At 59.1% G+C, this 26,996-nt stretch carries 24 protein-coding genes and 4 pseudogenes; 12 read left to right on the plus strand and 16 right to left on the minus strand.

What is annotated here, in order from left to right; genetic code table 11:
- Nucleotides 1–61: 61 nt before the first annotated feature.
- Both ACHMXB_RS21810 and ACHMXB_RS21815 read left to right on the plus strand, forming a co-directional pair.
- Nucleotides 62–1,534 (plus strand): amino acid permease, encoded by a 1,473-nt coding sequence (locus ACHMXB_RS21810; RefSeq protein WP_395405807.1) that lies wholly within the window; start codon nucleotides 62–64, stop codon nucleotides 1,532–1,534.
- A gap of 215 nt (nucleotides 1,535–1,749) precedes the next feature.
- Nucleotides 1,750–1,914, plus strand: a pseudogene (locus ACHMXB_RS21815) (aldehyde dehydrogenase family protein); the annotation flags it as partial.
- 84 nt (nucleotides 1,915–1,998) lie between these two features.
- Here the strand turns inward: ACHMXB_RS21815 and ACHMXB_RS21820 are convergent.
- From ACHMXB_RS21820 to ACHMXB_RS21855, 8 genes and pseudogenes are all read right to left on the minus strand, one after another.
- A complete protein-coding gene (locus tag ACHMXB_RS21820) occupies nucleotides 1,999–2,442 on the minus strand; it encodes a hypothetical protein (RefSeq protein WP_395405809.1) in 444 nt (147 codons plus the stop codon).
- A 187-nt stretch (nucleotides 2,443–2,629) separates the two neighbouring features.
- Entirely contained in the window at nucleotides 2,630–3,217 is a 588-nt protein-coding gene (locus ACHMXB_RS21825) for a hypothetical protein (RefSeq protein ID WP_395405811.1), read from the minus strand.
- Nucleotides 3,218–3,266: 49 nt separating this feature from the next.
- Nucleotides 3,267–3,965, minus strand: a pseudogene (locus ACHMXB_RS21830) (MmgE/PrpD family protein); the annotation flags it as partial.
- A complete protein-coding gene (locus ACHMXB_RS21835; RefSeq protein WP_395405813.1) occupies nucleotides 3,962–5,398 on the minus strand; it encodes a dihydroorotase family protein in 1,437 nt (478 codons plus the stop codon). The pseudogene ACHMXB_RS21830 and the gene ACHMXB_RS21835, both read right to left, overlap by 4 nt.
- A gap of 34 nt (nucleotides 5,399–5,432) precedes the next feature.
- On the minus strand, nucleotides 5,433–5,681 hold the full coding sequence (locus tag ACHMXB_RS21840) for a M20/M25/M40 family metallo-hydrolase (protein ID WP_395405815.1): 249 nt from the start codon (nucleotides 5,679–5,681) through the stop codon (nucleotides 5,433–5,435).
- Nucleotides 5,682–5,714: 33 nt separating this feature from the next.
- Nucleotides 5,715–6,716, minus strand: a complete 1,002-nt coding sequence (locus ACHMXB_RS21845) for a Zn-dependent hydrolase (protein WP_395405817.1) — start codon at nucleotides 6,714–6,716, stop codon at nucleotides 5,715–5,717.
- Nucleotides 6,706–7,341, minus strand: coding sequence for an orotate phosphoribosyltransferase (locus ACHMXB_RS21850; protein WP_395405819.1), 636 nt, complete (start codon nucleotides 7,339–7,341; stop codon nucleotides 6,706–6,708). The genes ACHMXB_RS21845 and ACHMXB_RS21850 overlap by 11 nt, the downstream gene beginning before the upstream one ends.
- 393 nt (nucleotides 7,342–7,734) lie before the next feature.
- Nucleotides 7,735–8,718, minus strand: a complete 984-nt coding sequence (locus ACHMXB_RS21855; RefSeq protein WP_395405821.1) for an ornithine cyclodeaminase family protein — start codon at nucleotides 8,716–8,718, stop codon at nucleotides 7,735–7,737.
- 325 nt (nucleotides 8,719–9,043) lie between these two features.
- On the opposite strand from ACHMXB_RS21855, the gene ACHMXB_RS21860 reads away from it, so the two are divergent.
- Together ACHMXB_RS21860 and ACHMXB_RS21865 are read left to right on the plus strand one after the other, a co-directional pair.
- Nucleotides 9,044–9,853: an IclR family transcriptional regulator gene (locus ACHMXB_RS21860; RefSeq protein WP_395405823.1), complete on the plus strand. Its 810-nt coding sequence runs from the start codon at nucleotides 9,044–9,046 to the stop codon at nucleotides 9,851–9,853.
- Nucleotides 9,854–10,012: 159 nt separating this feature from the next.
- Nucleotides 10,013–10,087, plus strand: a complete 75-nt coding sequence (locus ACHMXB_RS21865) for a helix-turn-helix domain-containing protein (protein WP_395405971.1) — start codon at nucleotides 10,013–10,015, stop codon at nucleotides 10,085–10,087.
- A gap of 1,145 nt (nucleotides 10,088–11,232) precedes the next feature.
- On the opposite strand, the gene ACHMXB_RS21870 is transcribed toward ACHMXB_RS21865, so the two are convergent.
- From ACHMXB_RS21870 to ACHMXB_RS21890, 5 genes are read right to left on the minus strand one after another with little or no spacing between them, the layout of a single operon-like run.
- On the minus strand, nucleotides 11,233–12,729 hold the full coding sequence (locus ACHMXB_RS21870; RefSeq protein WP_395405825.1) for an amidohydrolase family protein: 1,497 nt from the start codon (nucleotides 12,727–12,729) through the stop codon (nucleotides 11,233–11,235).
- Nucleotides 12,722–13,534 carry an ectoine/hydroxyectoine ABC transporter ATP-binding protein EhuA gene (ehuA, locus tag ACHMXB_RS21875; protein ID WP_395405973.1) on the minus strand — a complete coding sequence of 271 codons (813 nt, stop codon included), beginning with the start codon at nucleotides 13,532–13,534 and terminating at the stop codon, nucleotides 12,722–12,724. The genes ACHMXB_RS21870 and ehuA overlap by 8 nt, the downstream gene beginning before the upstream one ends.
- A gap of 49 nt (nucleotides 13,535–13,583) precedes the next feature.
- On the minus strand, nucleotides 13,584–14,255 hold the full coding sequence (locus tag ACHMXB_RS21880) for an amino acid ABC transporter permease (RefSeq protein ID WP_395405827.1): 672 nt from the start codon (nucleotides 14,253–14,255) through the stop codon (nucleotides 13,584–13,586).
- A complete protein-coding gene (gene ehuC, locus ACHMXB_RS21885) occupies nucleotides 14,252–14,968 on the minus strand; it encodes an ectoine/hydroxyectoine ABC transporter permease subunit EhuC (protein ID WP_395405829.1) in 717 nt (238 codons plus the stop codon). Before ehuC ends, ACHMXB_RS21880 begins: the two co-directional genes overlap by 4 nt.
- 16 nt (nucleotides 14,969–14,984) lie before the next feature.
- Nucleotides 14,985–15,878: a transporter substrate-binding domain-containing protein gene (locus tag ACHMXB_RS21890; RefSeq protein WP_395405831.1), complete on the minus strand. Its 894-nt coding sequence runs from the start codon at nucleotides 15,876–15,878 to the stop codon at nucleotides 14,985–14,987.
- Nucleotides 15,879–16,252: 374 nt separating this feature from the next.
- Between ACHMXB_RS21890 and ACHMXB_RS21895 the strand changes: the two genes are divergently transcribed.
- From ACHMXB_RS21895 to ACHMXB_RS21930, 8 genes and pseudogenes are all read left to right on the plus strand, one after another.
- Nucleotides 16,253–16,546, plus strand: coding sequence for an Lrp/AsnC family transcriptional regulator (locus ACHMXB_RS21895; protein WP_395405975.1), 294 nt, complete (start codon nucleotides 16,253–16,255; stop codon nucleotides 16,544–16,546).
- On the plus strand, nucleotides 16,482–16,874 hold the full coding sequence (locus ACHMXB_RS21900) for an Lrp/AsnC ligand binding domain-containing protein (RefSeq protein WP_395405833.1): 393 nt from the start codon (nucleotides 16,482–16,484) through the stop codon (nucleotides 16,872–16,874). Before ACHMXB_RS21895 ends, ACHMXB_RS21900 begins: the two co-directional genes overlap by 65 nt.
- 137 nt (nucleotides 16,875–17,011) lie before the next feature.
- Nucleotides 17,012–18,043, plus strand: a complete 1,032-nt coding sequence (locus tag ACHMXB_RS21905) for an ornithine cyclodeaminase (RefSeq protein WP_395405835.1) — start codon at nucleotides 17,012–17,014, stop codon at nucleotides 18,041–18,043.
- Nucleotides 18,044–18,612: 569 nt separating this feature from the next.
- Complete coding sequence (locus tag ACHMXB_RS21910; RefSeq protein WP_395405837.1) at nucleotides 18,613–19,287, plus strand: cysteine hydrolase family protein; 675 nt, start codon at nucleotides 18,613–18,615, stop codon at nucleotides 19,285–19,287.
- A gap of 441 nt (nucleotides 19,288–19,728) precedes the next feature.
- Nucleotides 19,729–20,870: pseudogene (locus ACHMXB_RS21915) on the plus strand (flavin monoamine oxidase family protein); the annotation flags it as partial.
- 38 nt (nucleotides 20,871–20,908) lie between these two features.
- Nucleotides 20,909–21,325, plus strand: a complete 417-nt coding sequence (locus ACHMXB_RS21920; protein WP_395405839.1) for an alcohol dehydrogenase catalytic domain-containing protein — start codon at nucleotides 20,909–20,911, stop codon at nucleotides 21,323–21,325.
- Nucleotides 21,326–21,498: 173 nt separating this feature from the next.
- Entirely contained in the window at nucleotides 21,499–21,996 is a 498-nt protein-coding gene (locus tag ACHMXB_RS21925; RefSeq protein WP_395405841.1) for a zinc-binding dehydrogenase, read from the plus strand.
- Nucleotides 21,987–22,571, plus strand: a complete 585-nt coding sequence (locus tag ACHMXB_RS21930; protein ID WP_395405843.1) for a GNAT family N-acetyltransferase — start codon at nucleotides 21,987–21,989, stop codon at nucleotides 22,569–22,571. Before ACHMXB_RS21925 ends, ACHMXB_RS21930 begins: the two co-directional genes overlap by 10 nt.
- A gap of 380 nt (nucleotides 22,572–22,951) precedes the next feature.
- Here the strand turns inward: ACHMXB_RS21930 and ACHMXB_RS21935 are convergent.
- From ACHMXB_RS21935 to ACHMXB_RS21945, 3 genes and pseudogenes are all read right to left on the minus strand, one after another.
- Nucleotides 22,952–24,684, minus strand: a pseudogene (locus ACHMXB_RS21935) (FAD-dependent oxidoreductase).
- Between the two features lie 63 nt (nucleotides 24,685–24,747).
- On the minus strand, nucleotides 24,748–25,614 hold the full coding sequence (locus ACHMXB_RS21940; RefSeq protein WP_395405845.1) for a carbon-nitrogen hydrolase family protein: 867 nt from the start codon (nucleotides 25,612–25,614) through the stop codon (nucleotides 24,748–24,750).
- Nucleotides 25,615–25,990: 376 nt separating this feature from the next.
- Nucleotides 25,991–26,992: an asparaginase gene (locus ACHMXB_RS21945; protein ID WP_395405847.1), complete on the minus strand. Its 1,002-nt coding sequence runs from the start codon at nucleotides 26,990–26,992 to the stop codon at nucleotides 25,991–25,993.
- Nucleotides 26,993–26,996: the final 4 nt, after the last annotated feature.

Here is a 26,996-nt window from a genome sequence, read left to right on the forward strand (position 1 = left end):
GGTTTCAAGGGCCAATTGCACGCGCAAGGCTGCGCAAAATGCACTTTCAGAGGAGAGCACCATGCCACAAACGCAACCCACATCGACCCGGTTTGGTCCGGAAGGGGCCATTTCGGATGACGGGATGCGCCGCGGCTTGAAGAACCGCCATTTGCAACTCATCGCGATCGGCGGGGCGATCGGCACTGGCCTGTTCATGGGATCGGGGCGCCTCGCCTCGGTCTCCGGTCCGTCGATTCTCTTCGTCTACGCCATCATCGGCTTCTTCGTCTTCCTCTTCATGCGGATGCTCGGCGAACTGCTACTCTCGAACCTGCACTACAAGACCTTCGGTGACATTGCCAAGGACCTCCTGGGCCCCTGGGCCGGCTTCTTCGTCTCGTGGAACTACTGGTTCTCCTGGGTGATCGCCTGTGTTGCCGACATCACGGCGATCGTCGCATACACGCAGTTCTTTTGGGCGGAGATCCCTTTGTGGATTCCGGCCCTTTGCGCAGGGGTCCTGCTGTTGCTTCTCAACCTGCAGCCCGTGAAGTGGTTCGGTGAGATGGAATTTTGGTTTGCGATCATTAAGATTGTCGCCATCCTCGCGCTGATCGCTGTCGGCGCTGTGCTTATCCTGACCGGTTTCACCCACAACGGTTTCCAGGCCTCAATCACCCATCTCTGGGATCAGGGCGGCATGTTCCCGATGGGGCTGAGCGGTTTCGTGCTCGGATTCCAGATGGGCGTATTCTCGTTCATCGGCGTCGAACTCGTCGGAACTGCGGCAGCAGAAACTGAAAACCCGCGGAGGAATCTGCCTAAGGCGATCAACTCGATCGTGGTACGCATCCTCATCTTCTACGTCGGCTCTCTCGCCATCATCATGAGTATTACCTCGTGGACCGAACTCGTGCCGGGTAAGAGCCCCTTCGTCCAGACATTCCTGCTTGCCGGGTTCGTCCCCGCAGCCCTCATCATCAACCTTGTCGTCCTGAGCTCCGCCGCATCCAGCGCAAACTCGGGCGTCTACTCCGGAACTCGGATGCTCTTCGGACTTGCCAAGGATGGACATGCCCCTGCAAGAGTCGCCCTTACCGACGCCCGTGGAGTGCCGACCCGAGCTGTGTTTGTCACGGCGGTGCTGCTTTTCACCGCGATCCCCCTGCTCTACGCAGGTGACGGGGTTGTTGTCGCATTTGATTTCGTCTCGACGATGTGCGCCACCCTCGTGCTGTTTACGTGGGGTTCCATCGTTGTCAGCTACATCGTGTACCTGCGGCGGCACCCCGAGCGGCACGCCGCATCCCGGTTCAGGGTACCCTTCGCCCGCCTGGCTCCTTGGCTTGTCCTTGCCTTTTTCGTCCTCCTGCTCTGCGCGTTCATATACAGCGAAGGAACCCGCTGGGCCACTTTGGCTACTCCCGTCTGGTTCCTGCTGCTCGGCATCGTTTGGCAGATACGTAAGCGGGCGCTGATCCGTGAAGGTCGGCCGCTCACCGGTACCATCTCCACCGTTCCACACCCGCTCGACGTGGACGAGGACCTCTGACCGAAGGACCGCCGAGGATCCCCACAATTTTGATGGGGTCCTCGGACTGGGCACGGCCTGAGCGATGGCCACGGCGAAACCGTACGAAGGGTGAGTGCGCTCATCCACGTCATCGCCGACGAGGCCCTCATCGAACCGTGAGCACCGTAACAACTTCCGACCCCGAAAGGGAACCAACATGTACAAGGTGACCAACCCCGCCACCGGAACGGTGGGTTCACATGATTGAAGCCGAGGGAAGCTCCGCGGAACTGCCCTTCGGCGGCGTCAAGCGCTCGGGGGTCGGGCGCGAACTCGGCCGTTATGGCATGGACGAGTTTGTGAACCGGAAATTGGTTTGTGTCCGTGAGACGGCACGACAAGGATCACCCGCGAGCTGAAAACGTACCTGGATATTCACCCTCGTTAGCAGGCTCCGCCAACCCTGCCACTAACTGTCGGGATGACGCCGTCGGATGCTGGCACTAACAGGACTGAGCGATGACGTGGACGGCAGGTCCATGACCATTCGGCTGCACTATTGCCCCTATACCGCTGACGGTGCTCCCACGCGATTTGGTGAGACGCAGCAGTGCATCAAGTCCGTGTGATTCCGTCCAGTCGTAGCTGACAAGGACGCAGGAGGAGCCCGGCGCTAAAGGAGCGGAAAGATCCAGGGATCCTTCGACAGAGTAGGCATACACTAGGTCGGAGCCCAGTTCTCTGGACACGACATGCCCGAGTACGCTTGTTTCAACTTGATCCCAAACGATCACAACATCCGCGGCGATGCCCTTCAATACGGAGGCCAGGGAGCGCCCTAGCACTTCGGCAACTGTAGGGCTTTGCAGAGAAGTGATGCGTGTTGCTTCCTCGGATGATGCGTTTTGCCGTGCAATCTCCAAGAGATGGGAGGTGGTGTCGTCCATGAGCGGTCTCCTTGCCGGGTCTGTTTTGTTATTTGGGTTGGATGGAAGGTACCGCTGCGCCTCCTTCAGAAAAGAGCAGCAGCCTGGGTTTCAAGTGTGAAGCGCAGGCCGGGCGGCTTTCCGACACCGTTTTTGAAAGATGCGGGCAGCACGTTGTGTCAGCTACGTCGGCGCGGAGGCTTATGCCTTAGGCCAAGTGTCTCCCTAGGGACACCGCCGCCGACATCACTTCTGCCACTGGTGAGGAGTCAGCGGCGTTGGTTAGTGAGTCCCAAACTGCCCCTGAGTCTCCCAGCAGGGCAGCGCTCTTGTCTCGCAGTTCCTCCCCGCCGACAGGCCTGGCGGCCGTACCCCTGGCGTTGTCGGAGTAGCCCCGGATTGTCGTGCCGTTTATTAGCGTGACCAGAACTTCGGCCGGCGCGGCGGACGGCCACATTTTTGTAAATTCTGGCTTCTCCTCGACGGTTACCCTTTGGGCAAGCTCCAAGGCGCTCGGATCTGGTGCATCAAAGTCAGTTGCGTCGGCCGAGGCTCGTGTCAGGGCCGTAGCTACGGCGAACGGAATGGAGAACCGACGCGAAAGAGCCCGCTGGCCAGGACTCGTGGCGACCTTGAGGTTGTTCGCGGTAGTACGTACTGTCACGGCTGCGATGTCGCTGCCTCTCAGTGGCGCCAATTCGAGTGCTGCCTCGATGCTTGTGTGGGTCAACGCACACGCTGAGAAGAATTTGAAATAGCCGTTCAGGATCCTGGGCGAGTCCACCGAGGGCAGCACTGCACCTTGTTCGAAACGCGATGCGCCCATTAAAGGCTGTTGTCAGTACGTCGGCGCTGCCTTCCCAGCCGGCGTCGGCCAGATGGTTTGCCAGTAGGCCGGTCTGTGCTGCATGACCGGTCCAGGTGTTGCGCCCTGAGGCGCCTTCCCTGCAGGCTCCCCATGTTGTGACCAGCTGCGCCGTTGCTGCAACCAAGGCGGCCGGGACAGGGTTGGCTCCCCGAAGATGGGCGACCGCTGCGGCCGCGCCGATGGCGCCGAGGTGTCCGTGCGGGTGGATGCCTTCCGCCAGTGTAAAGCTTTCGAAAAGATAGGCCGCAATTTCGTAGCCGACCAAGAGGGAGTCCAGTACATCTCCAAGCGAGGAGTCCAAGGCCTCGCCAGCGGCTAGCACTGCCGGAAGTACGTGGGCTGCGGGGTGCCCGGTTGGCCGTACGCCTTCGTCCAGCTCGAGATCGCAGAGTATGGATCCGTTAACGAAGGCGGCCCGGTCCGGCTGCGCCCACCCGCCTGACCCGGTCAAGAGGGTGGCAGGAGAGTGGAATGTCCGTCGTTCATGTCTCCAGGTCCCCGTGAGGGGGTTGCTCTGGACCAGGGCTAACGCCTGCGGCCTTCGGCCGGCGGCCAAGGCCACGGCGACGGTGTCGGCCAGGACGTAACGGGTTCGTGCCGACACTTCGGCAGCATTCCGTGCATGCACGACTCGGGTCGCTGCCCTTATGACTGTGGCCAGGTCGTCATGGTTCACGACGCTCCCACAGGGGCTACCTCTGCTGCGTCTTCGATCCGTGCGGTGTGCGCGGCCGGGATGAAGATGCCACGGCGTTCCCCAACCGGTGAGCCATCACGCATGGCGACCTTGCCACGGATAATGCTGGCATCAACGGAGCCCCGAAGTTCCCAGCCGTCCCAAGTGGTGACGGGGTTGAGGGCGTGCATGTCTTCGTTGCGGATGACTGTTGTTCCGGTCGGGTCGACGATTGTCATGTCGGCATCGGTGCCCAGCTGCAGGGAGCCCTTGCGAGGGTAAATTCCGTAGATGGAAGCGGTTGACGTGGACAGCACTTCAGCGAGCCGTTCGGGCGTTATCTTGCCTGTGACCATCGCGTCTACGAGCAAGGGGACAATTGTTTCCACTCCGAGACCGCCGGCGGGAGCGTCCTCAAACCCTGCCATCTTCTCTGCAACTAGGTGGGGTGCGTGGTCCGAACCTATGGAAGCGATGCTGCCTTCTTGGATGGCCTTCCAAAGGGTGTCCTGGTCGCTCTTGTGGCGCACGGGCGGGTAGACCTTCATGAGTGGTCCGAGTTCTTCCGCGTCGTCTGCGGTCAGGGTGAGGTACTGCGGGCATGTTTCGGCCGTGACAGGGATTCCGGCCGCCTGTGCTTCGCGGACGACGGTTGCGCCTTCTTCGGAGGCCATGTGCACCACGTGGAAGCGACAGCTCGTTGCGCGGGCAAATTGTGCGCCGACGGCGATGGAGACTGCTTCGGCCACGGCCGGGCGGGCAGCCAAGAGGTCATCGTAGGTGCGGATGGGGTGTCCGAGCGCTGCGGCGGAAGAAGCAAGCACGTGCCGGTCCTCACAGTGTGCAGCGAGGACGCCTCCGGTGCGGGCGGCGGTGGCGAACATCTTCAGGACTTCGCCGTTTTCCGGCGGAAGCAACAGGCTTTCGGGCGGTGCTGCAGCGAAGTTGTAGATAAGGCTCTTGGTTTCCTTGTCTAGTGCGTAGCCCCAGAAGAATTTCACCCCGACTGCTCCTGCTTCGAACATCTTGGGGATTTCCTCGTCGTTTTCCGGGCCAAGGGCCAGGCCCCACAGGCCGAAGTCTACCCATGCGACTTCTTCGTGCTGGGCACGGCGCTCGGCGAAAATTTCAGCGGTGGACACGGCCGGAACGGCGTTCGGCATTTCCAGAATGGTGGTTAGTCCGCCGCAAAGAGCCCCGAGCGTGGAACGCTGAAACGTCTCTTTATGGGTGTTACCGGGATCACGGGAGTGGACGTGGGGGTCGATGAAGCCCGGGAAGATCAGTTTCCCGGCCGCGTCGATGGATTCGTCGGCTTCGACTTCCCGGCCGTGTTCATAGATCGCGCCGATGACTCCATCGACGCAGAGAACGTCGGCCTCGACGAGGCCGTTTTCGGTGACCAGGGTTCCGTTGCGAACCAGTAGTCGCATGTTTGTACTCCTAATGTATAGGGAAGCTTCGCCGTTAGGCGTTCAGGGTTGAATCGAGGTTGAAGAAGGTAGCGGCCAGTACGTCAATGCCTACCGCGATTTCCGGGGCTTCTGTCCATTCCTCCGGGACGTGGGAAAGCCCGCCCTTGCTGGGTACGAACAACAGGCCGGTTGGAACAATGGTGTTGATCATTTGGGCGTCGTGGCTGGCTCCTGAGGTCAGGACCCGATAGGAGGCTCCTACAGACTTGGCCGCCTCGGCGATGTGTTCTCTGATCAACATCGGTAGAACCACCGGCGAGGTGTCTGCGAGCAGCTACGCACTTAGTCCAACGTTCCGCCGTTTGCAGGCTGCCAGCGTCCGCTGGACGATTGTTACGGCTGCTTCGCGTTGCCGGTCGGCGTCGATGTCCCGCACGTCCAAGGCCAGGGCTACGTTCCCTGGAATGGTCGTGATGGAGTTAGGCTCTACTGTCAGTTTCCCGACAGTTGCCCGGGTGCCGCGGTGCGCCGAGTCCAAGGCGAGGTGTTCGGCGAAGAGTACGGATTCAGAGGCTGCGACGAGGGCATCTGCCCGCCCCCGCATGGGTGTGCCTCCTGTGTGTGATGGGCGGCCCGACAGGGTCATCTGGAGCCGGGTTGAACCCGAAATGAGGTCAACGAGGCCGATCTGGTTACCCGTGTCTTGCAGAACACTGCCTTGCTCGATGTGCAGTTCAACAAAGGCGCTCCATTCATCCGGTTTCCACGGGGTGGCAGCCGCCTTGACCGGATCCAGCCCAACGGACCGCATGGCGGCTGCCAGCGTAATTCCATCCCGGTCGGCCAGAGTGTTCAGGTCGTTCAAGCTTGTCATTCCCGCGGCCAGCTTCGACCCGATGCATGCCTGCCCAAAGCGGGCGCCTTCTTCGCCGGCAAAGGCCACGAATCTGAGCGGGTGACGGGTGTGAATATCTGCTTCCTGAAGCAGGTGCGCGATCTCAACACCTGCGACCACTCCGACGGTGCCGTCGAAGGAGCCTCCGTTGTAGACCGAGTCCAAATGGCTGCCTGTTCCGAGCGCGCCGAGGTCCTTCTCAGTGCCTGGCCGGGTTGCAATGGTGTTCCCGGCAGGGTCGGTCTCCACGGTACAACCGGCTTCCCGCATCCATTGGCCGAACAGGTCATGCGCCTCGCGCTCCAGCTGGGTGTAGCAAAGCCGGCTCACTCCCGGTCCCGGTTCGGACAGTTGCGCCAGCGCATCAAGCCGTTCCCGTACTCGACGGGAACTGGCGTTTCCAATTTGCACTACTACTGCAGCTTCTGCGTCAGATGTCACGCTGGCCTCCCTGAGCAAGGGATGTTGAATGGCGAGAGACAGCATGCCTCTTTGCGAGTTCGTCCATGGCGAACATCGGCATGTAGGTGATTCCCGCCGCAGTAAGCGCCTCTGTGGCACCTTCGCCGCGGTCAATGACGCCCAGGACCGCGACGAGCGTGGCGTTGCTTTCGGTCAGGGTCCGTGCGCCACGCAGGGCGTGAGAGCCGGAGCTGAGAACATCTTCGATTAAAATTACCCGCTCATTGGCGTGCAGTTCCCCGCACACCGTTGAGGAACTGGATTCCGGAGACGTTGGTCGGAGAGAGACGTACGGGAGACCGGTATGAAGCGCAGTGGCGATGGCAAGCGCGGCAGATCCGGGTTCGCGGCCAGCGATCCGATCGACGTCCGTGTCGATCTGCTCGGCAAGAAGGCTTCCGAGCCTCCGAAGCAGGGTCGGTTTTGTCATGAAAAGGGCGGGATCTAGATGGTAGTCCGATACCACCCCGTTGGCGGCGACAAAGACGCCCTGCCGGTAGGCGATCGCAATCAGGTCCTGTGCGACCTCACGCCGACGGGTGCGTGGATCTTGGATAGCGCCCCCATTGTCTTCACTGAGGGTTTGAAGTACGTTTTGCCCCATGAGAATCCTTCCGTGCCATGGAATAGGCACTTCCATATATAGCAATATATGGGTCGAGCTCATGCGCCGTCAATCTATCCACTAGGACCTGAAAGGTGGCGAGAGCGAGCATGACGCTTTGGATTTGCCTCTTGGGCGCCCCCTGGCAACTTTCTGCTGCAGAAGCGAGACTTACTGGGCTCGTCCGTCAGGTCTGCTGTTATCCCCGAAAACCAACGGATCCTGTCGTACCTAGTGAGAACAGCGAGGGTTATTCCTTGCAGGATCGTCAGCGCAGCGCTCTCCATTGGCTGCTCGCGGCCTGACGACGAACGAAGCTTGCCGTGTTTCCCTGAAGCTCAAGTCGTTCCTGCACTACTCGCAAAGTGCGCATTGAGTTCTCCTCTCGTGCAGCTAGCGCTCGGATACAAGGTCTTGGCCTCCTTGATTCAGCGAACTGTGCACAGCAGTAGCACAAACGAGGTCCTCCCAAGACATGCCAACGCCGGTGTAGACAGCCGGGCGGCCGGGCCTCCGCTTCACTTCGCCACGGATCAACTCCCTAAGATTTGCGGGGGGACGAGTCCGCCAATCATCGGAGCTGTAATAGCTACTAAGGTTTCCGTTTTCGCGTTCCGCTGACGCTCGGCTTTCAACGATAACGTCGGCCCGGGAAACCAGGCCGTCGTCAATCTCTCGAGCGCGCTTTCCGTGTGTGCCGATGGCCGCGACGATAGCAGACGCCTTCACGAGCTTACCGTCGAAAAGTGGCAGAGTGGAGGTGGTTGCGCAAACGATGACATCTGCAGTGGCTACGGCGGTCTCAACGTCTGATCGCCTGTCGTGAAAATCGATACCATGCTCGTCTGTCTGAGTGCGGAGCCGTGAAAGTCCGGCATCACTGCGCCCTATGACTTCGAACCTAGCGTCTGGAAGTACGGCCCGGGCAGCCAGGAGGCACCCCAAAGCCTGGGTACCTGCGCCGAAAACCAGCACCCGAGGCGAGGCTGGAAGCGCATGACCCGCTCGGGCGATGCTAGCAAGCACTCGAACCGCGCAGAAGGCAACCGCCGGCGTACGAATGGCAGTAAGAGCCGCACCATCCAGGATTGCAACGGGTTCCAGCGTGCTGGCCGTGTAGAGCAAGTACAATCCCTGGATTTTGGGAAGGCCTCGGAGCGGATTTTGTGGTGCCACCGTGAGTGCCTTCACCCCGCAGAAAGCTGCTCCCTCGGCCGGCATCAGCAGGAACTCTCCTTGAGGAGCGCTAGCGAAAAGACGTGGCGATTCAAGTTCAGGATCGACAGCGTTGATCAGGGCGCCCGCGATCGCGTCTATCGCGCGTTCGTACGTAAGTAATGAAAATACTGCTTGGGCGTCGTAATACCGAAGGCTCATGGCGTAACGGCTCCTAATGTAGGTTGCGGACAAGTTCGGGCGCTATGGGACGCGGAAGATCGTAGTCAGTTGGGAGGCAAGGGGGCTGCCGGGCGTGCGGCATGGGCCCCACAATTGATCTAAGCTCGAAGGGCTTACTTCGTCGTTCCGAATGATTTCCGGACTCCCGCAGGGGGCCCGATTCCGAAGAGGTTCCAGAGCGCGGGAGTGACCTTCCGGGCCTCGCTGGGAACCGCCTCTCAGTTTTTGGGATATCGTGGTAGGTATCTTTCCATAGGACGGAATCATAACGACCTTCAGTAAAGCACTGCCACAAGGAGTATTTATGCAGCCTGTGCGTCGAGCCCTCGACATTCTTAGCAGTCTCGCGGGTGAGGGCTCCGGGAAGACCCTGGTTGAAATTTCCCGAGAACTCGAAATTCCCGCTTCCAGCATCCACCGCTTTATGGCGGTCCTTGAAGAGAAGGATTTTGCGATTCGAACCGAGGGGCTGCGGTATATTCTTGGGCCGGCCGCGAGGGCTCTGGTTTCAAAGCCGAGCACAGAACTGATCAGAGACGCAACAGCGCCCGTACTGCGAAGTCTTTCTCGGCAGCAGGGGGAGACGGCGTTTCTGGCGCAGATGGTTGGTAGCGACGTGATCTGTATTGACTACGTCGAGGGGACTCGCCCGCTGCGCCATCACGTCCACGTCGGGACGAAACTTCCGCTTAATGCGGCTTCCTCCGCCCGCGCGATCCTTTCCCAGCTAGACGAACGCGACGTCGACGAGCTTCTGAATATGACGGATTTTACCGCATATACAGAGAACTCCATTACGACGGCGGAGGAGCTAAAGGTTCATCTCCGCGGCAGTTGTGCTGCCGGTTACGACATCTGCGATAACGAAATGGAAAATCACATGTGGGCCGTGTCCGCGCCGCTCTTTAGCTCCGAGGGAGCGGTGCCGTACGCCGTCACAATCGTGGCGCCCCTGTCAAGCGTGGAGTCATCGCAGCGACGCGAAGTACTTGTCGCCGCCGTAAAAGAGGCAAGTGAGCGCATCTCCGGGGAGCTGGGAGCGAACCTCACAACAGCTGGCATGGCCGGTGGTGGCCCACGGAGCACAACTTCGAACAGAACCAAGTCTGCATAGACGACAGCACGGCCACTCGCTTGTTCTGAAGTCCGGAGACATCAAGAAGTACGCTCCCATCGCGCGTCAGAGGCCGGCCGTGATCTCCGCCGGGTTTCTCTCCGAATCGGAACCGATCACGATCGCGGATCTCCTGCACGCCGGCGCAGCATCCGTGCTATTGCCAGGGAGCTCGGGTGTAGTCCGTCGACTGTGAGCAGGGAGATCCGCCGGAACATACACAACCTCCGGTAGTTACCGTCCGCGGACGGCTCAGCGCAGTGCCGAACGCAGACGGTGCCGCCAGCGCGTCGGGAAGATCGCCGACAACCGGAGCTGAAGAGTTCGTGCGCGAACGTCTGAAGCAACGCGGGAGTCCCCCGCCAGCTAGGCAACCGTCTATGCGCTGATTTCCCGGGACAACCGGAGATGCACCTCGTGCCCGAGACTGTTTATCAGCGCTATGTGGGCGCGGAAACCTGGACCTGGCCGTGGACCAGCAGGCGGCCATTCCCAGTGAGCCGTCCAAGCGGCAGGGAGAACGGTGCCATACCCGCCGCTCGAGGGTGATCGAAACACTACGACAGCTCCGAAATCACCCACAACAACACCGTAAGAAGGGCGATCTAATAATTGGAGTGAGTCGCTCGGCCATCGCCACACTGGTCGAGCGAACTACGCGCTTCATCATCTTCATGCACTTGGCAGGGAACCGTGGTGCTGAGACTCTGCGCGATCGGCTGGCTGACTCGATGAGCCCGATCCCGACCACCTGCGCCGTACTTTGACCCGTAATCAGGCACTGAGGTGGCTTGCCACCAGAATTTTACGGGCAGTCGCTGATTCCGGTGTATTTCTATGATCCAGCGAGTCCCTGGCAGCGCGGCTCAAACGCGAACCGTAATGGCCTGCTCCGGCAATACTTCTCGAAAGGAACAGACCGGGGGTCCCACCGCCCTGAATACCTCACCAGGGTCGCCGCTGAACTCAATCACAGGCCACGCAAAGTCCTGGGCTGGCAGAATCCCATGGAGCACCTGGCTAGACCGACTTCACCGGCGATAGAACCATAACCGTTGCAACGACCGCTGAGCCCCGCCGCCTGCAAAACGGCCCACTTTTCGTCCATCGCCGACACGAACCCAGGGCTTGAGATGCCAACGCTATGTAGCCTCCTGCGCGGCCACCCCGAGCCGTGGCAACGGGTTTCCAAATCGGCGGGAGCTGAAGATCGTCTTCGTTACCTACGGTCCCTCGGGGACGTCTTGCCGCACACATTGTTAAGCCATCGGCCGAACCAGCCAGAGCTGGTTCGGGGGTTCGGAAGGTTGACCCAGACAACGTCACGCTTAGGTCAACCAAGCGATCGGCGCTGAGACAACTGGAAGCGACGGGGCGGCCTAGTTTTCATTTGCACTAAGAATTTCTTGGTCCTTCGCTCTGCATTGCGCCACAATACTTGGCGCGCTCATCGGAGAGATATCCTCGACACTCTTACCCGCCTGATGCGCTTTGGGAAACTTCTTCCACACGCCGTAGGCGGCCTCTTGGAGCTTGGCAGCGATTTCTGCCTCGTCTGCATAGGTCGGTCTCCCGTTTGCGATGGTGGCCTCTCCCCCGATGTAGACCGAGTCGATATCAGCCGGGCTGGCATGGTGGACGATATTTCGGATGGGGTCTCTGAGCGGAGTCATGGAAACCGTGTCTGTCCGAAACAGCACGAAATCTGCCTTCGCTCCGACGCTGAGACGTCCAATGTCACTCCTCCCGAGCGCATCGGCAGTGGCAACGGTTGCTTCGTGAAACAGATCACGGCCAGTAACGGCAACCTCGCTGCGCCCGAGAACTCGGCCGATTGCACCGGCGGTCCGCATCTCCGCCAACATGGAGTGAGGGGCAGAATCGAGCCCGAGGGCAACACGGGCTCCACGCTTCTTGTACTCATAGAGGTTTTCCAATGCCTGACCGTGTCGCTCGAACACAGTAGGACAATGCGCAACGGTTGCGCCGCTCTCGGCGATGATGCCGAGGTCATCTCCATACGGGTATCTCAACCAGCTGTGTCCCGTCAGGAAGAGTCCGTGTCCAATGATCAGGCGTTCGTTCATCAGACCTAGGTCGTCCAAGTATTCGATGGGAGTCCTCCCGTGGCGTTTGAGGATGACATCGAACTCGGATGGTGACTGCGCGGCGTGTGTCTGCACCGTCACGTTTAATTCCTTGGATAAACGTGCGATCTCCCGGAGCAGGTCAGGTGAACAAGTGTCCACTTGGGCCGGTGCGAGAATGGCCTCGATCTTGGAGTGGGTTCCGTTGAAACGCCTAACCAAGGAAACTGCTTCGTCGAGCAGCCTCTGCTCCTCGACGTCGCCTACCGCCTCGAATGTGACACCGATGCCGTCGGTAGCCCAGTTCCAGGTTCGAATGTACTGTCCGATGAAGGTGCGAAGTCCTGACTCTTGAGCGCATTGTGCTGTGATTTCAAAGGATGCGCCCAGGTCGATCGCGGAAGTGACCCCGCTCTTCATCAGCTCCAGCATGGTGGCCCGTGTCGCTGTTCGGGTTGCGTCAGCGTCCGTCGCTGCTCGAATTGGCATGAGCACTTCGTAGAGCCCCGTTTTCCAATAATCGTAAACATCCTCGCGGAGCGATCTGTCGAAGGGGCCACCCCCCATATGGGTGTGGGCGGAGATAAAACCCGGGGAAACGATTCGGTTGCTGGCATCGATGGTCCGGTCACACGGTTCCGTGTAGTCCGGTCCGACAAAGACGACAGTGTCGCCCTCGTATACGAGAACTCCTCGGTCGATGATCTGAAGCTCGCCGTCTATTGTGGCGATCAAGAAGCGAGAATCCACCCTAGTACGCATGTTCTTCTTGCCCTCCTTCCTAGACATCGAGGATCGCCCTTAGGAAGGACCGTGTTCGTTCCTCCCTCGGATTGCGAAGTACTTGGTCAGGCGTACCCTTTTCGATAACACGGCCGTGATCGAACATGACCACTTGGTCTGCGATATCCCCGGCAAAGCGCATCTCGTGAGTCACCAACAGCATTGTGATGTCCGTTGTCGCAGCGAGGTCTCGCAAGACTGACAACACCTCTCCAACGAGCTCAGGGTCCAGCGCCGATGTCACCTCATCGAAGAGCATGACCTCAGGCTCCAAAGCGATGGCTCGAGCGATCGCTACGCGCTGCTGCTGCCCGCCGGAGAGCTGCCAAGGACGAGAATCCTCCTTATGCAGCATGCCTACCCAGTCGAGCACAGTGCGCGCCCGCTCACGCGCGGCCTCCTTGTTCAGGCCTTTTACCTGCACCAAGGCTTCGGTCACGTTTTCGAGAGCCGTCATATGCGGGAATAGGTTGAACTGCTGGAAGACCATTCCTATGCCATTACGCATGTTCCGTAGGTGTTTCGGACTGGCTTCTACGAGTTCACCGTTTCGCTGTTCATGCCAGAGTGGCTCCCCATTGACCAGGATCAGGCCCGAGTCCGGTTTCACGAGGGTCATAAGAATGCGAAGCACTGTGGTCTTTCCGGAACCGCTAGGCCCAATAAGGGATACCTTCTCACCCCGCTTCACCTCAAGAGAAAAGTTGTTGAGTATAGTGTTCTGGCCATAGCTCTTGGTGAGTCCTTGAATGTCCAGAACCAAATCCGACTTCACCAGCCGCTCCACTGTAGGTGAATCATTGTCTTGCATGTTGAGTTGCATGTTTGGAGGCTTCCTTCGAAAGTCATGGTCGTGCGCGTTATACGATACGTTGGAGGCTTCGGCGATCATTCCGAATCTCCAGCCTGCGGATCAAAACCGTGAGTGTGATGCTGATCAGGAGATAGATGAAACCGACCAGGGTCAGTGGTACCAAGTACTTATAGGTGTACTCCGCGACGCGAAGGCCTTGACCGAAGAGCTCAATGACTCCGATCGCAGCAGCGTACGACGTCAGTTTTAGAAGGCTATTAATGTGGTTTCCGATTGCCGGCATAATCGGCACGAGAGACTGCGGCAGGACGACCCGAGTCCAAACACGCCAGCGCGGCAGGTTCAGGGCTGTACACGCGTCCCACTGTTCTTGGGGGACTGACTGGATACCGGCCCTGTATATCTCGCTTAGATATGCGCTGGTCTGCATCCCGAGAACGACGATGGCCGACCAGAGCGGCGAAATTGTGAAACCGAACTCCGGCAGTGCAAAGAAGAACAAATAGACCTGCACCAGGAGCGGAGTATTTCGTATGAGCTGAATGTAGAGGCTCGCCATCTGGGACAGGAGCGGAACCTTCTGCACCCTGACCAGCGCCAACATGAACCCAAATATCAAGGCGAGAGCCGCAGCGACAACAGTGATATAGACCGTCATCCCCAGCCCTTCGAGCAGGACCGGCACAGTCTCGAAGGCGTAATTCCATTCCCAAATCATGCGTTCACCTCAGCCTTCATCGGGGCCGCAGGACGTGAGGAGTCCATGTGCTTGGGGATACGCCGAATGTCTACCCGTGCTTCAAGGACCTTCCCGGCCCCGGCAATGATGAGTGCCATGCAGAGATAGATAACGGCTATCGTCAGGAAGATCAGGGTAGAGTTTCCGTTTTCCGTTCGCAGGGTCTTAGCGATGTGTGTCATATCAAATATGCCGATCAGTGAAACGATTGCGGTCTCTTTCAGAATCGTGATCGCTTCGTTGATGTAGTTGGGCACCATGACCGGTACCGCCTGCGGTAGCACGATCCTGCGGAACCGCGTCCGCGGAGGAATGTTCAATGCCACGGCGGCCTCAAACTGACCATGAGGCACGGACGAAATCGCCCCGCGGACCATTTCAGCCATGTAGGCGCCAGCGTTTAGCCCAATGACAACCCATGCGGCCCAGAGCGGCGGCAACGGAAACCCCAGCATTAGCGGCAGGGCGTAGAAAACCCAGAACATCTGGACCAAGGCCGAGGTCCCTCGGAAAAACTCCGTGAAACCGATTGCCGCGTATCGGAGAGTGCGGGACCTCGAAAGTCTCGCACTGCCCACAAGAAGCCCAACGACGGTAGCCACCACAAGTGCCCCGCTGAAGACTTGCAGCGTGACCCCGAGCCCCGTTAGGAGAGGTCCGGTCACAATTTCGAAGTACTCTCTCATACTCATATGCCTGATGTTCTTCTCAGCAGGTCAGTTGCACGCCGGGAAGATCGAGCGTCGTGGGGTCCGAGTCGAATTTTTTCATTATTTCGGCATATTCACCCGAGGCAACCATTTCCTTAAAGTCTTCCCGGAAGGCGTTAGCGAAATCCGCGTCCTGTGTGCGCATTGCCAGCGCACTACCGATGACCGGCATGTCCGCCACGCGTTCTACAATCGTCAGGGGGGCTCCGGGGGCCTGGACGACTTGCTTTGCGCTACTGACGGGAAGAACGTAGGCGTTTGCGCGGCCGATACGGACAGCGTCAGCGCCTCCCTGCCGATCGCCAACTATCACAACTTGCGAATCTTCTAGCTCGGCGCGCACAATGCGTTCCTGGGCAGTAGCACCCTCCACTGCCAGCTTGGCGCCTGACTTTTTCACGTCAGCTATGGTCTTAAGCGCATCGGGATTGCCATCCTTGGTCAGCAAGCTGAAGCTCATGGCGTTTGTCGCAGCAGACATTGCAAGCGTTTCGCACCGCGCGTCTGTGATCAACATACCCGCTATGCAGATGTCCATGCGACCAGCCTGGAGCCCAGGAATCATTCCTGCAAACTCGGCCGAGAACGGCTCGATTTTGTGAATGTCGTACTTGGCCAACAGCCTTTTAGCAATTTCAACGTTATAACCTGTCGCGCTTCCGTCAGCCTGCACCCAAGAGGATGGCGGTGAGTCGACCATGCCAAGAATTGCGTGCCCACGCTGCTTCATTGTCTCGACAAGCTTGAACTTCATGTTGCTTTCACCGCTTATGCCAGCCCCATTGCTGGCGGGAGTTGCGCATGCAGAAATGGCTGCAAGCCCAGCAGCGCTGATACTCGCAGCGCCCAAATGCAGCAGCTGACGCCGCGCAAGAATCATTTTTTTGGTCATCCTTCTGAACCTCTCGCTTAGGTGTCGGGCGGACCCCAGATCTTCCGCACAACGGAAAAGGCATTTTCATCAGCGCCCGTTATGGCAGTATGACCGAGGCCACAATTACTGTCAATTCTCGACGCGACCCTTACCCTCCATGTCGCAACCGGCGCCCACAGCAGTTCAACATCGAGAAGGTCCTGTTGCAGAACAGCCTGTCCGCCGGTGGAAGGTCGACGACTCGACACTTGGAGCAACCGCCGGCACCACTCGAATATGTGTTGCCGGTCAATCGATACCACGATCCTCGCAGGGGTCAGGTCCAGCATGCCCTGCATGCTTGCCACGAGCTTCGCGATCAGTTGAACAAAGTAAGGCAATTGGATTCAGTTATGTCCAGGGGCTCCCTTTCAGACCTGGACCGAGAACTACTTGGAGCACTCCGCAACGATGGCAGGACACCCTTCGCGAGCCTCGCGCGCAATCTTGGTGTCACACGCGCCACGATCAACAACAGACTTGAGCGGATGCTAGCCACTGGAGTAATCATGCGGTTTAGTGTCAGAGTGCGCGAAGGATCGGACCCGTTTGCGATCCACGCCATAGCCCTCATCGCGAAGATTGACCGATCAGGTCATTCGGGATCTCAGGGGATTTCCGGAGATCCAGGCCCTTCATACGACTAACGGCGGCTGGGAACTCGTGGCGGAACTCGGCGCGGAAAGCCTCAGTGCTTTCGACCAGCTGCTTGGCAGAATCTGCAGCATGGAAGGCGCGGTCAACAGCGAGACAACCTGCTCAGCTCTGTTCTGTGATGACTTGGGAACCGCCGACGCGGCGAGCACGCTACCGCGCAAAATGAGACGAGTTGAAAGCAAGCAGGGCACCGTCGCCGTCCAGGCAATAATGCTTCACAAGCGTTGCTGGGGCCCCCTCGCAAGTTATCGCCAGCAGTTTCATACAACCCGTAACACCGGCGGCGCCTTGTTCTACTTGCCGCGAAAGCATGAGTAGGCACGACGGAGTGCATAGTGTCAAGGTGCATGTTGCTTAACCCCGCGGACTGATGCGCACGTTTTGCGCATTGCGCATTGCTAACCAACGCACGTAGATTCGTGGAACCCCCATTTCCAAACCGTAGAGGAGTCGCTATGACGCGTTTTGTTGATGTGCAGAACATGATCCGATGGGCAGCGGAGCGTGGACCCGAGAGGATCATGTCGGAAATGATCTGCTACCTGGAAGATGACTTCCGGCGCTGGGAGTCCTTCGACAAAACTGCTCGTGTCGCCAGCCATACTCCGTTTGGAGTAATCGAGCTGATGCCCACCAGTGATCACGAAACCTACGGTTTTAAGTACGTGAATGGGCATCCAGCCAATCCCGCACGCGGATTCCAGACCGTTACGGCCTTTGGTGTCTTGGCTGACGTCCACAACGGATATCCCACTTTTCTTACAGAGATGACACTGCTGACTGCAATGCGGACAGCTGCAACCTCGGGGATGGTTGCTAAAGCATTAGCACGGCCGGATTCGAGCGTCATGGCCATGATAGGAACCGGCAGCCAGGCTGAATTCCAAGCTTTGGCCTTCCGGGCAGCTCTTGGAATCGACAGATTGCAGATATGGGACACAGATTACGCCGCCATGGAGAAGTTCGTTCGTAACATCGCCCCCCTTGGATTCCACGTGACAATCGCTTCGTCCGCCGCCGATGCCGTTCGCGGCGCGGATGTCATTACCACCTGCACGGCTGACAAGGTGAACGCCACCATACTTACCCCCGATCTCATCGGACCGGGCGTCCATATCAACGCGATCGGTGGAGACTGCCCGGGCAAAACCGAACTTCACGCAGGAATTTTGACGATGGGACGAGTCTTCGTCGAGTACACCCCGCAGACTCGCATAGAGGGAGAAATCCAACAAATGCCAGCGGACTTTTCCGTCACAGAGTTTTGGGAGGTCTTAAATGGTAGGGCAAGTGGGCGATCATCCGCCGACCAGATAACGATCTTTGATTCCGTGGGCTTCGCTATAGAGGACTTTTCCGCACTGCGCTACCTACGTGACTCCATCGACGGCTCCCCCTACTTTGAGAATATTGACCTGGTCGCCAATCCCGATGACCCCAAAGACCTCTTCGGCCTAGTGAATGTACTCTCCCCGCTCGGGTCCTGATCCGGTATGCATGCAGCCCTGCCCGCCTTGGTGCTCATTCCTCCGCGAATGTTCTCCCCCACCCAGAAACGGCAGAAGGCCCTTCTCCCTACGGACATTCCACAAGCGAACTGGCTCGCGGGGATCGATATCGGTGCCAAGCCGGGATACCAGGAAGTTCTCGACAAGCGGGAAGGGCAAAGAGGTAACCGGAGCGGGAAGGACGTGCCGCCCTGCCCTTGCTTAGTCTAGAAACGCGTTTCAAGACTAACTGCCCGAGTCATGCGAGATTTGCGTGTAGTGTTCCACGTTATCGTAGGTGCAGTTTATCGCCAGTCATCACCGCAGACTGGCTTCGGCCGGCTACGCCGGCCCCATAAGGGATTGTAACTCATATTCATTTGAATGCGGTTAAAAGCTCGAGTAAAGGAATGCAAAGTAATTGGCTTGTCTGAACGTTGGTGAATGAAGCTATCGCTGCACGTATAGGACCAAACGTGTGCATGAGTATGCCAGCGGACCGGCTAATACTCATTTAGGTGAGTTCCCTGGAACGGTAAAGGGTTTTTCGACACTTAGGAAAGGTAAACATGGGTTGGATTTCGTATGAGCAGTGGATGGGCGGGGTAGGACGAGAACCGTTTACCTTCTCTAAAAGTCCTACTGCTTTGCTAGTCGTAGACATGCAGAAGGTATTTCTTGAGCCTGAACACAGCATGGCGCCCGAAGGCACTGACTTATCTGCGTTGCGTTCCGCTATAGGCCCATGCCTAAAGCTAATTGAAGCAGCACGAGAGTCTAATCAGACAATCATCTACGCACGCCTGGCCCACATGGCCGATAACGCCGACGAGGCTCCTGCCAACGGCCGCCGCGCCCTTGGGCCGCCCACCCCAAAGACACGGACTGAGGGAACAGTAGCAGCGGAGCTTATCGACGACATACAACCTAAACCAGGTGAGTTCATCATCGATAAATCGCGATTTAGTTGTTTTATAGGAACCCGATTGGAGCCACTACTGCAAGCACGTGGAATCCGAAGGCTAATTATCTGCGGGGTCACGACCAATATCTGCGTAGAATCGACCGCCCGTGATGCTCACCAACGATCGTACGAAACCTTCGTAGTTGAAGATGCTTCTGCGGAGTATGACGAAGAACAACACTGGCGTTCGCTGTACACCATTCAGTCTTGTTTTGGCACTGTTGTCACGGTTGAGGATGTGATCCGCTCCTGGAAGGCGGCGGCGCTCCAGCAAGTCTGATTCTGAGCTCGACGATGAGGCTCGTGGTGCTCTTGAGAGCAAGCGAGGATTCACATACTTGGCTTCCCCATGGAAAGAGGTTGGGAAGTCCGGGATGTCCGGGCGTAAAGCGATTTGTGGGGTAGCCCGGTGGTGAGGTGTGGGGTAAGGGCTATCAGCCCGTCTGATGCCACGATGACTATTGCCCAGAGGAGGAGTTCACGCGTGATGTTCGGGATGGACTCTGCGTCGCCGGCCTGACCCGTATTAGGTCATAGGGACGTCAGTTTTTTCCTCAAAAAAGCGCGTCGCATCCCCTCCAAGCGCCCCAGAATTTCTGAGGACTCCTCTTCAGTCTCTTCAATAAACGGCGAGTCCCGCGACTTCCAATCGAGGTAATGTTGACACTCCACTGCGGTCAATCGGAGTGAGCAAGGCGCTGCGCTCAACGCCCTAACTGGCAAGAAGCTCTGGAACGAGCTGGTGCCACGCTTCGGCGATGTCTCCTTCTCCGGCTATCTGGCCACCTCCAAGGCGTTCTCGGCCTTGCCTTTCGAATACCGGGAGGCGTTCGGACAGGTGGGCTTCGGCACCGGCGGCTGGGACACGAACTTCCCCGACTCCATCCTCGAAATCCTCCGGGTGGTCTATGTGGATGCCGATACCGATCAGCACCGCATCGTGGGCGGTGCGCAGCTGCTGCCCGAACGCCTCTGGCGGCCCGCCCCCGCTGGGACGGCGCATTGGCCTGCCGGAACCAGCTTGGCCAGTCTCCACGGCACCTATCCGCGCCCGGGAGTGCGTGCCATCCGGCGGCAGCCAAGCCCGGGTGGAGCCGCCTCGGTCGGAACCGGTGCTATAGACATAACTGACCAATGGGGAAGGACGTGAAGGTTCCCGGCCGTCATCGCGACCTGCCAGAGCTGGCTATTGTCGGCGCGCATCGACGTCGACGAATCGCTTTTCAGCCATCAGCTCTGGGCTGCCATCGAGCGGAGTCACTATATGCAGTCCTCCAAGACTTTCGTCTTGGTGGACAGGCCCTTCTGGAAGGACATTGACCCCGCAACTGGACGCCAGTCATGAGTACCACGCTGACGGACCGGCTCACGCGCGGCACCTACCTGCTGGACAACGGCCCAGGCCAGCCCGCCCTCATCTGTCTCTCCTACACCCAGAACGACGACGCCCTGAAATGGCTTTCCCTTGACGCCAATGAGCGGGTGCTGCTGATGCTCCACTCGCTCAAACAGATTTACCCCACCGTGGACATCGCCTCGCACATTGTCGGGGAACCCATGACGGCCTCATGGGAGGATGACCCCGATTTTATGAGCGCCTTCAGCGACAACCTTCCCGGTCACTACCGCTACCAGCGCCGCCTCTACACCCACTTCATGCAGGACGGCATGGAGGCGGGCCACCGAGGGATTTACCTAGCTGGCGACGGCGTCTCTTGGACCGGCGGCTGGGCCGATGGTGCTGTCACAACGGGCCTTAATGCGGTGTGGGGCGTCATGACCCAGCTCGGCGGCAAGACACACCCCGATAATCCCGGCCCCGGTGACCGGTTCGAGGAACTCCAGCCGGTCCTCCTCCCCTGACACCGCCCGCTGCGGGCGGCAACCCGAAGCCTCCTCACTTGAGTGACAGGAAAGATAAGAACTCATTGACGGGGGCGTTGGCACGTCACTATGAGAACCTTGGCCAGCAAACGAGCCATACTAACGGAATCGAGAACATCTCGAAATCAGTTGAATTTGACGCACCGGGTGATCCCGAGGTTTTACGTATCGTTGAGAGTACCCTCCCTCATCCGGATGCCACAGAAGTTGTCATCGAAGTCGCCACCGTAGGTATGAACTTCGCGGACCTGCTGCAGCGAAGGGGAGTCTACGGGCTGAAGCCAGAGGCCACTGAGCGGTTGGGGCTCGAATGCGCCGGCAGGGTCGTCTCTGTCGGAGCTGACGTCACCAGTTTCCAAGAGGGTGACGAGGTTTGCGCACTGCTTCCAGGTGGTGCCTATGTGCAGAGCAGGTGTCCGTCCACGCCTCCTTAGTGCTGCCGGCACCAAAGGGGGCAGCACTAACAGAGGCGGGCGCCCTGCCAGAGATGGCGGCAACGGTTTGGTCCAACCTAATTGACATCGGCCGCCTACGCTCGGGGCAGAACGTCCTCATCCATGGCGGGGCAGGTGGAATCGGAACCGGAGCAATACAAATAGCCAAGGCAATGGGCGCACGCGTGTTCACTACCTGCGGCACTGCAGAGAAGGCGGCCTTCTGCCGCTCCCTGGGAGCAGACGTCGTCATCAACTACCGTGAAAACGACTTCGTCGATGTCATCAAGCAGGAATCCCTAGGGGCCGGTGCTGACATCATCCTTGACAACATGGGTTCCCTCTACATGGCTCGAAACATGGAGGCATCCGCCATGGATGGACAAATAGTAGTGATCGGGTTGCAGGGCGGAAAAGCAGCAGGCATTGACCTAAGCATCATGATGGAAAAGCGCATGTCCTTGCATGTGACATCACTGCGCGACCGGCCCCTGTCAGAACGGGCGCGCATCCTAAAGGGCGTCCAGCGCGATATCTGGCCCATGGTGTCCGAAGGACTGCTCCGACCGGTTGTGGATCGTGTCTTTCCCTTCGACGACGTTATCGACGCCCACCGCCACGCAGAATCCGTGGTTCAGAAGGGCAAAGTCTTGCTGCAGCTATGCAACTGACAGCTCATCCACACGGGCCGTTGGGCTCCGAAAGGACCACCGCGGGCAAACAAGAAAACGAAACAGATTACCTAATCCGACGCGCGTTACCAGTCGAAAATGAGACTGTGGGGCGTCTTACTTGGGAAGGCCTTGGATACCCATCTACCCGCCGTTTAGCAGCCTGGAAAGGGCCGACGCGAACATTGCTCGACACCGGAACCAGGGCGCGGCAAGGCGTCCTCCTAGTTGCAGAGGACATCGTCACAGGACGTTTGCTCGGGACCGCCAGCGTCCTGCCCTTCGGTTCTCCGTTAAATGAGCAAGCCTTGGAAGGTGAGTCGGAGTTAAAAATTCTGGCGGTATTGCCCGACGCCCGGCGAAGCGGCCTCGGATCACTTCTACTGCGGGAAGCCGTCCGGGTTGCCCGTAGCCAAGGAGCGAATCGTCTGGTTCTCGACACGGCCGTGGATACCGGGCCTGCCCACCTCAGATTGCTGGGGATGACGCAAGGCCACGTCGATCTCTTTCGCGTATTGGCTCTCGTGCGGATGGTCTCTAATCGATCCGGGTATGCGAAGACATCAAAACGATAGAGTCCGCACCGGTAAACGGGGCGCAAAAGAGTATCAGTACCTTCTCTTTTCTCTCCATTCCACACCTTGCTGGACGCGCCGGCTCTCAATCAATCTTGTGAGGTCCGCCTGCACCAGACCTATTCGTTCTTCACGCCCAGCCCTCTGTTGAGGGGGCAGTCCTTCCGGAAGGTCGTTACGGCGCTTGCTTCTTCGTGTCGTCGCCAGCGCGTTGTTCCGGTGCACTTTTGAAAGCGGATCATGAAAGAGAAGTGCGATAGCACTAGGCTTCGAGTGATGGTCTGGATTCATCAGTGTCCTTGGGTCTCGGCATGGGCATTTGCGGATGCACAGCAGAAAATTGGCGCTGACCGTGAGCATGGTTCGAACCCTGCTGGGAGTCACAGCTTGATGGGTCCGATGGCGTCCAGCAGTTCGCCGGGGCCGGGGTTGCCCGGCGCGGAGGAGCCGCCGAGGTGGTTCACGACGCCCCACACCGCGTTCAGGCCCGTGGTCACGGCGCCCTCTGCCCAACCGGCGGTGAACGAGACGTCGTCGCCGGCGAGGAAGATGCCGCGCTGGCTCTCCGGCAGCTTGTCCTGCTTAAAGTGGGTGAACAGCCGCTGCTGGTAGCGGTAGTGGCCGGGCAGGTTCGCTTTGAAGGCGCCCATGAAGTTGGGGTCGGCCTCCCAGGAGACGGTGATGGGCTGGCCCACGATGTGGCTGGCGATGTCCACTCCCGGGTAGATCTGCTGGAGGGAGTGCAGCATCAGCTCCACCCGTTCGTCGGCGTCGAGCGCCAGCCACTTCAGCGCGTCATCGTTCCACGTGTAGGACAGCAGGATCACGGCGGGCTGGTCCGGGCCGTTGTCCAGCAGGTAGGTGGCGCGGTTGAGGCGGTCCGTCAGGGTCATGGACAGCACTTCCCGGCCGGTTTCCGGATCAATGTCCTTCCAGAACGGCCGGTCCACCATAACGAATGTCTTGGACGACTGCATGTAGTGGGAGCGCTCGATGGCGGTCCATAGCTCGGCCGGGAAGAGCGCTTCCTCGGTGTGGATCCGGGTGGAGAGCAGCCAGGACTGGCAGGTGGTGACGACGGCCGGGTAGCTGGCTTCGCGGCCCCAGCGTTCGCGGACGCGGAGGTTGCCGTCCGGGTTCCGGCTGATTTTTCCGACGGCGCCGCGGGGCGAGCCGGAGTGCAGCGACGCTAAGGAAGTGCCGACCGGCCAGTGCGCGATGCGCGACGGCGCGTGGTGCCAGAGTGCTTCGGGGAGCCTTTGCGCTCCCCCGCGGATGAGCCGGTGCTGGTCGTCGGCGTCGGTGTACACGACGCGCAGGATTTCCAGGATGGAGTTGGGAAAGTCGGTGTCCCAGCCACCGGTGCCGAACCCCACTTGCCCGAAGGCCTCGCGGTGCGCGAAGCCTGCCTTTTAAAGGACTCGCTCGCTGCGATGAACCCGTAGAACGTCTGCTCGTCCATCAGCGGGAGCAGCTCGTTCCAGAGTTCCTTAATCCGGGCCGTGTCCCGGGCACGGATGGCGGCCTGCATTTCGCCGAACTTGGCGCCGTCGTCCACCGCTGCCTTCCAGGCGTCGGCAACCTCCCGGAAGAAGGGCGGCAGGTCGGTGGGCTTTTCCGCGTAGTGCTTCTGGCCGACTAGTTCGATCACGGTGCTGGACGTGGCCTCGGCCAGCGGGTTGGGAAAATCCTGGGTCTCCAGGCCCAGCAGGTCTACGTAGTGGTAGAACGCCTTGCCGGACACGGGGAAGCGCATGCCGCCCAGGTCCGCCACGACGCCGGGGGCAGCGGGGAAAGCGGCGGTGCGGAGCCGCCCGCCGATCCGGTCCGCCTCGTAGACCACCGGGCGCAGCCCCAGCTTCATTAGCTCATAGGCAGTGACCAGGCCGGACAGCCCGGCACCGATCACGGCAACCTCGGTGCCCAGAAGTTCTTCGGGCACCGATCCCAGGCCGTCCGGGTGGGCCAGGTAGTGGTCGTAGCTGAACGGAAAGTCCGGGTTCAGCATGGTGATGGGGCCAAGCTGCTCTACCGGGCGTCGGGTGGCGGCATCCTCCGTGAGTGTGGAGGTGCTGGAAGGATCGGACGCTGGGAGTTCGGTGGCGATGGTCATGGAAATTTTGCCTTATGGTTCGTTCAGCGAGCGGGAAGTGGTGATCGACGTTCAGGAGAAGCGTCAGTGAGTGGCGGGTCGGATGCGGTTTGTCCTCGTTGCGGACACCGTGGGAGGGGTGGTGGTCCCGTTGTGGTCAGCTTCCCAGACTTGGTATAGGTCCGCACGGCGCTCATCCAGATAGGGAACCGTGCGGCGCTCACGCTTTACTGCTTCTGGATCTATCGTGGCTAAAAGCAATGTAGGTCCTTCGCTGGCGGAAGCCAGCAGCTTTCCGTCAGGACCGGCGATGACACTGCCGCCTAGAAACTTGTTGCCGTCCTCCACGCCCGAGTGGTTGGCATAGGCGATAGCTAACTGACTTTCAAGGGCGCGGGCGCGGACCAGCACTTGTGGGACGTCATCAAACCCGTGCCCAAGTGCTGTCGGTACTAGAAGAAGTTCTGCGCCTCCCATTGCCGCAGCACGTACCGACTCCGGAAACTCGACGTCGTAGCAGATCATCATGGATAACGAAATGCCGTGGAATTCGACGACAGCGGGCCGGTTTCCCGCTGGGGTGAAGGCGTTCCTCTCCGCGGGGCCGAACAGATGAACCTTGCCATAATCAAGCAGTGTTGTACCCTCGGCATCCACCAGGGTGGCACTAATCTGCCACTCCCCTGTCTCAGTGACGCGCGGCAAGCTGTACACGAGGCCAATGTGGTGTTTCTTGGCGATACCCGCCAATTGGTTATGAAGCGATGGCAGGAGCCTTGGATCCAGCTCCGACCGTACTTGGAGGGGGGCATATCCCACGGGAAAGAGCTCGGGCGTCACCAGGAGATCAGCGCCTCCCGCCGCAGCTGCCCGGGCAGCAGATTCAATCGCGGCGCAATTGGCCACTGTGTCAAGGACTATGGAGTTCTCCTGGAGGAGTGCCAGCAGCATCGCTACCATCTTTCTCTTTGGGGCCGGCCGGTTGACGGCCACTGCCTCAAATACAGTTATCGGTCAAAGGGATTCCCGTGAATGATCCACACCCAACCTTCTTGGGCAGGTCCGATTCCGACCACGAAAAGCCACCCAAACCCCCATTAGTCGAAGCAACTGGGGGGTGCTGATGCATATCAAGCCATGGAGCCCGCCCGACAGGCTGCACCTTTCCGTGTGTCCGCGCCAAGGGCGGGGCATGCCCTACCCTGGTGATGTCCCTCGCCTCCACCGATACTATGCAGTCAACAAAAACGATGGTTTCGACTGAAACGGGAACGGTCGAGTTCCGGCCCCGAGCCGGTGAAGCCGTATGTTCGTACTGGGGGTTCAGTCAGTAGTTGTCGAAGACGTCCTGTAATCCCACAACACCTTCCCCGTGGGCTATTGCAAGCATCGCAAGAACTCGCGCTTTCTGTGGGGTCAACGAATTGGCCGAAATAATCCCGTGCTCGGAGTCGCTCTTCAGTGACGCAACTATGCCTTGCCCCGTTCTGCTGGCCCTGATGAAAGGAATTCCTGCGTCGTGGGCATAGGCCGCACCCTGCCGTGCTCCGGCTGAAAGGCTGCCGTTTCCGGTGCCGGCAACCACGATGCCCTTGGCTCCTGCTGCAAGGGCAGCCTCGTATAGGTGTGGGCCAGCGCTTTGGTGATCAAATAGGACATCAACGTGTGGCAGTTCATCGAGACCAAACAGGCTGAACTCACTGTTGGACGTATGCGGCTTGACCGGAGCATGCACGAAATTGACGTTTTCCCCGGAGATTTCGCCCAAGATTCCATATTTTCCCCCGTCGATTGCATCAATGGAGGAAGTGTCGCGCTTCATCACGTCCCGGGCGCTGTAAATGTGGCCATTGACAACGACCAGGACTCCCTTCTGCACAGAGGAAGAATTGGTTGCAGCCAATATGGCGTTGAAAAGGTTTAGTGGCCCGTCGGCACTCATAGCAGTGGCAGGGCGCATAGCACCAACCACAACGACAGGCTTGTTGGTCGGAAGAACCAGGTGGAGAAAGTAGGCTGTTTCCTCGAGAGTATCTGTACCGTGAGTTATGACAATGCCGTCGACCGCGTCATCCTGGACGGCATCTTTGGCTGCCCGTGCGACCGCCAGCAGGACTGAATTATCAATCATGAAACTGTCCACGTTGGCCGGCTGGGTACTGCTGAGTCGGGCGATCTGGCCTGCTTCAGGTACCGCTGTCAGGATTTGCTCGACCGTGCTGCTGACGCTGTAGTTGTGGAAGTCTATGGCGTCGGCACCTGATGAAGCTATGGTTCCACCGGTTCCGATGACCACCACGTGTTTTCGTCGGTTGCCCTGTTCGTGCATTGCT

The organism is Arthrobacter sp. UC242_113, from assembly GCF_044054585.1.
Taxonomy (GTDB): domain Bacteria; phylum Actinomycetota; class Actinomycetes; order Actinomycetales; family Micrococcaceae; genus Arthrobacter.

What these genes read in the sequence shown, in the direction of transcription:
- ACHMXB_RS21850 (WP_395405819.1), bottom strand. Translation starts at nt 7,341, where the DNA reads ATGGGGCAAAACGTACTTCAAACCCTCAGTGAAGACAATGGGGGCGCT.
- ehuA (WP_395405973.1), bottom strand. Translation starts at nt 13,534, where the DNA reads ATGCAAGACAATGATTCACCTACAGTGGAGCGGCTGGTGAAGTCGGAT.
- ACHMXB_RS21940 (WP_395405845.1), bottom strand. Translation starts at nt 25,614, where the DNA reads ATGCTGCTGGCACTCCTCCAGGAGAACTCCATAGTCCTTGACACAGTG.
- ACHMXB_RS21840 (WP_395405815.1), bottom strand. Translation starts at nt 5,681, where the DNA reads ATGTTGATCAGAGAACACATCGCCGAGGCGGCCAAGTCTGTAGGAGCC.
- ACHMXB_RS21855 (WP_395405821.1), bottom strand. Translation starts at nt 8,718, where the DNA reads ATGAGCCTTCGGTATTACGACGCCCAAGCAGTATTTTCATTACTTACG.
- ACHMXB_RS21925 (WP_395405841.1), top strand. Translation starts at nt 21,499, where the DNA reads ATGGGCGCACGCGTGTTCACTACCTGCGGCACTGCAGAGAAGGCGGCC.
- ACHMXB_RS21930 (WP_395405843.1), top strand. Translation starts at nt 21,987, where the DNA reads ATGCAACTGACAGCTCATCCACACGGGCCGTTGGGCTCCGAAAGGACC.
- ACHMXB_RS21880 (WP_395405827.1), bottom strand. Translation starts at nt 14,255, where the DNA reads ATGATTTGGGAATGGAATTACGCCTTCGAGACTGTGCCGGTCCTGCTC.
- ACHMXB_RS21910 (WP_395405837.1), top strand. Translation starts at nt 18,613, where the DNA reads ATGGGTTGGATTTCGTATGAGCAGTGGATGGGCGGGGTAGGACGAGAA.
- ehuC (WP_395405829.1), bottom strand. Translation starts at nt 14,968, where the DNA reads ATGAGTATGAGAGAGTACTTCGAAATTGTGACCGGACCTCTCCTAACG.
- ACHMXB_RS21890 (WP_395405831.1), bottom strand. Translation starts at nt 15,878, where the DNA reads ATGACCAAAAAAATGATTCTTGCGCGGCGTCAGCTGCTGCATTTGGGC.
- ACHMXB_RS21820 (WP_395405809.1), bottom strand. Translation starts at nt 2,442, where the DNA reads ATGGACGACACCACCTCCCATCTCTTGGAGATTGCACGGCAAAACGCA.
- ACHMXB_RS21945 (WP_395405847.1), bottom strand. Translation starts at nt 26,992, where the DNA reads ATGCACGAACAGGGCAACCGACGAAAACACGTGGTGGTCATCGGAACC.
- ACHMXB_RS21835 (WP_395405813.1), bottom strand. Translation starts at nt 5,398, where the DNA reads ATGCGACTACTGGTTCGCAACGGAACCCTGGTCACCGAAAACGGCCTC.
- ACHMXB_RS21870 (WP_395405825.1), bottom strand. Translation starts at nt 12,729, where the DNA reads ATGTCTAGGAAGGAGGGCAAGAAGAACATGCGTACTAGGGTGGATTCT.
- ACHMXB_RS21860 (WP_395405823.1), top strand. Translation starts at nt 9,044, where the DNA reads ATGCAGCCTGTGCGTCGAGCCCTCGACATTCTTAGCAGTCTCGCGGGT.
- ACHMXB_RS21810 (WP_395405807.1), top strand. Translation starts at nt 62, where the DNA reads ATGCCACAAACGCAACCCACATCGACCCGGTTTGGTCCGGAAGGGGCC.
- ACHMXB_RS21905 (WP_395405835.1), top strand. Translation starts at nt 17,012, where the DNA reads ATGACGCGTTTTGTTGATGTGCAGAACATGATCCGATGGGCAGCGGAG.
- ACHMXB_RS21895 (WP_395405975.1), top strand. Translation starts at nt 16,253, where the DNA reads ATGTCCAGGGGCTCCCTTTCAGACCTGGACCGAGAACTACTTGGAGCA.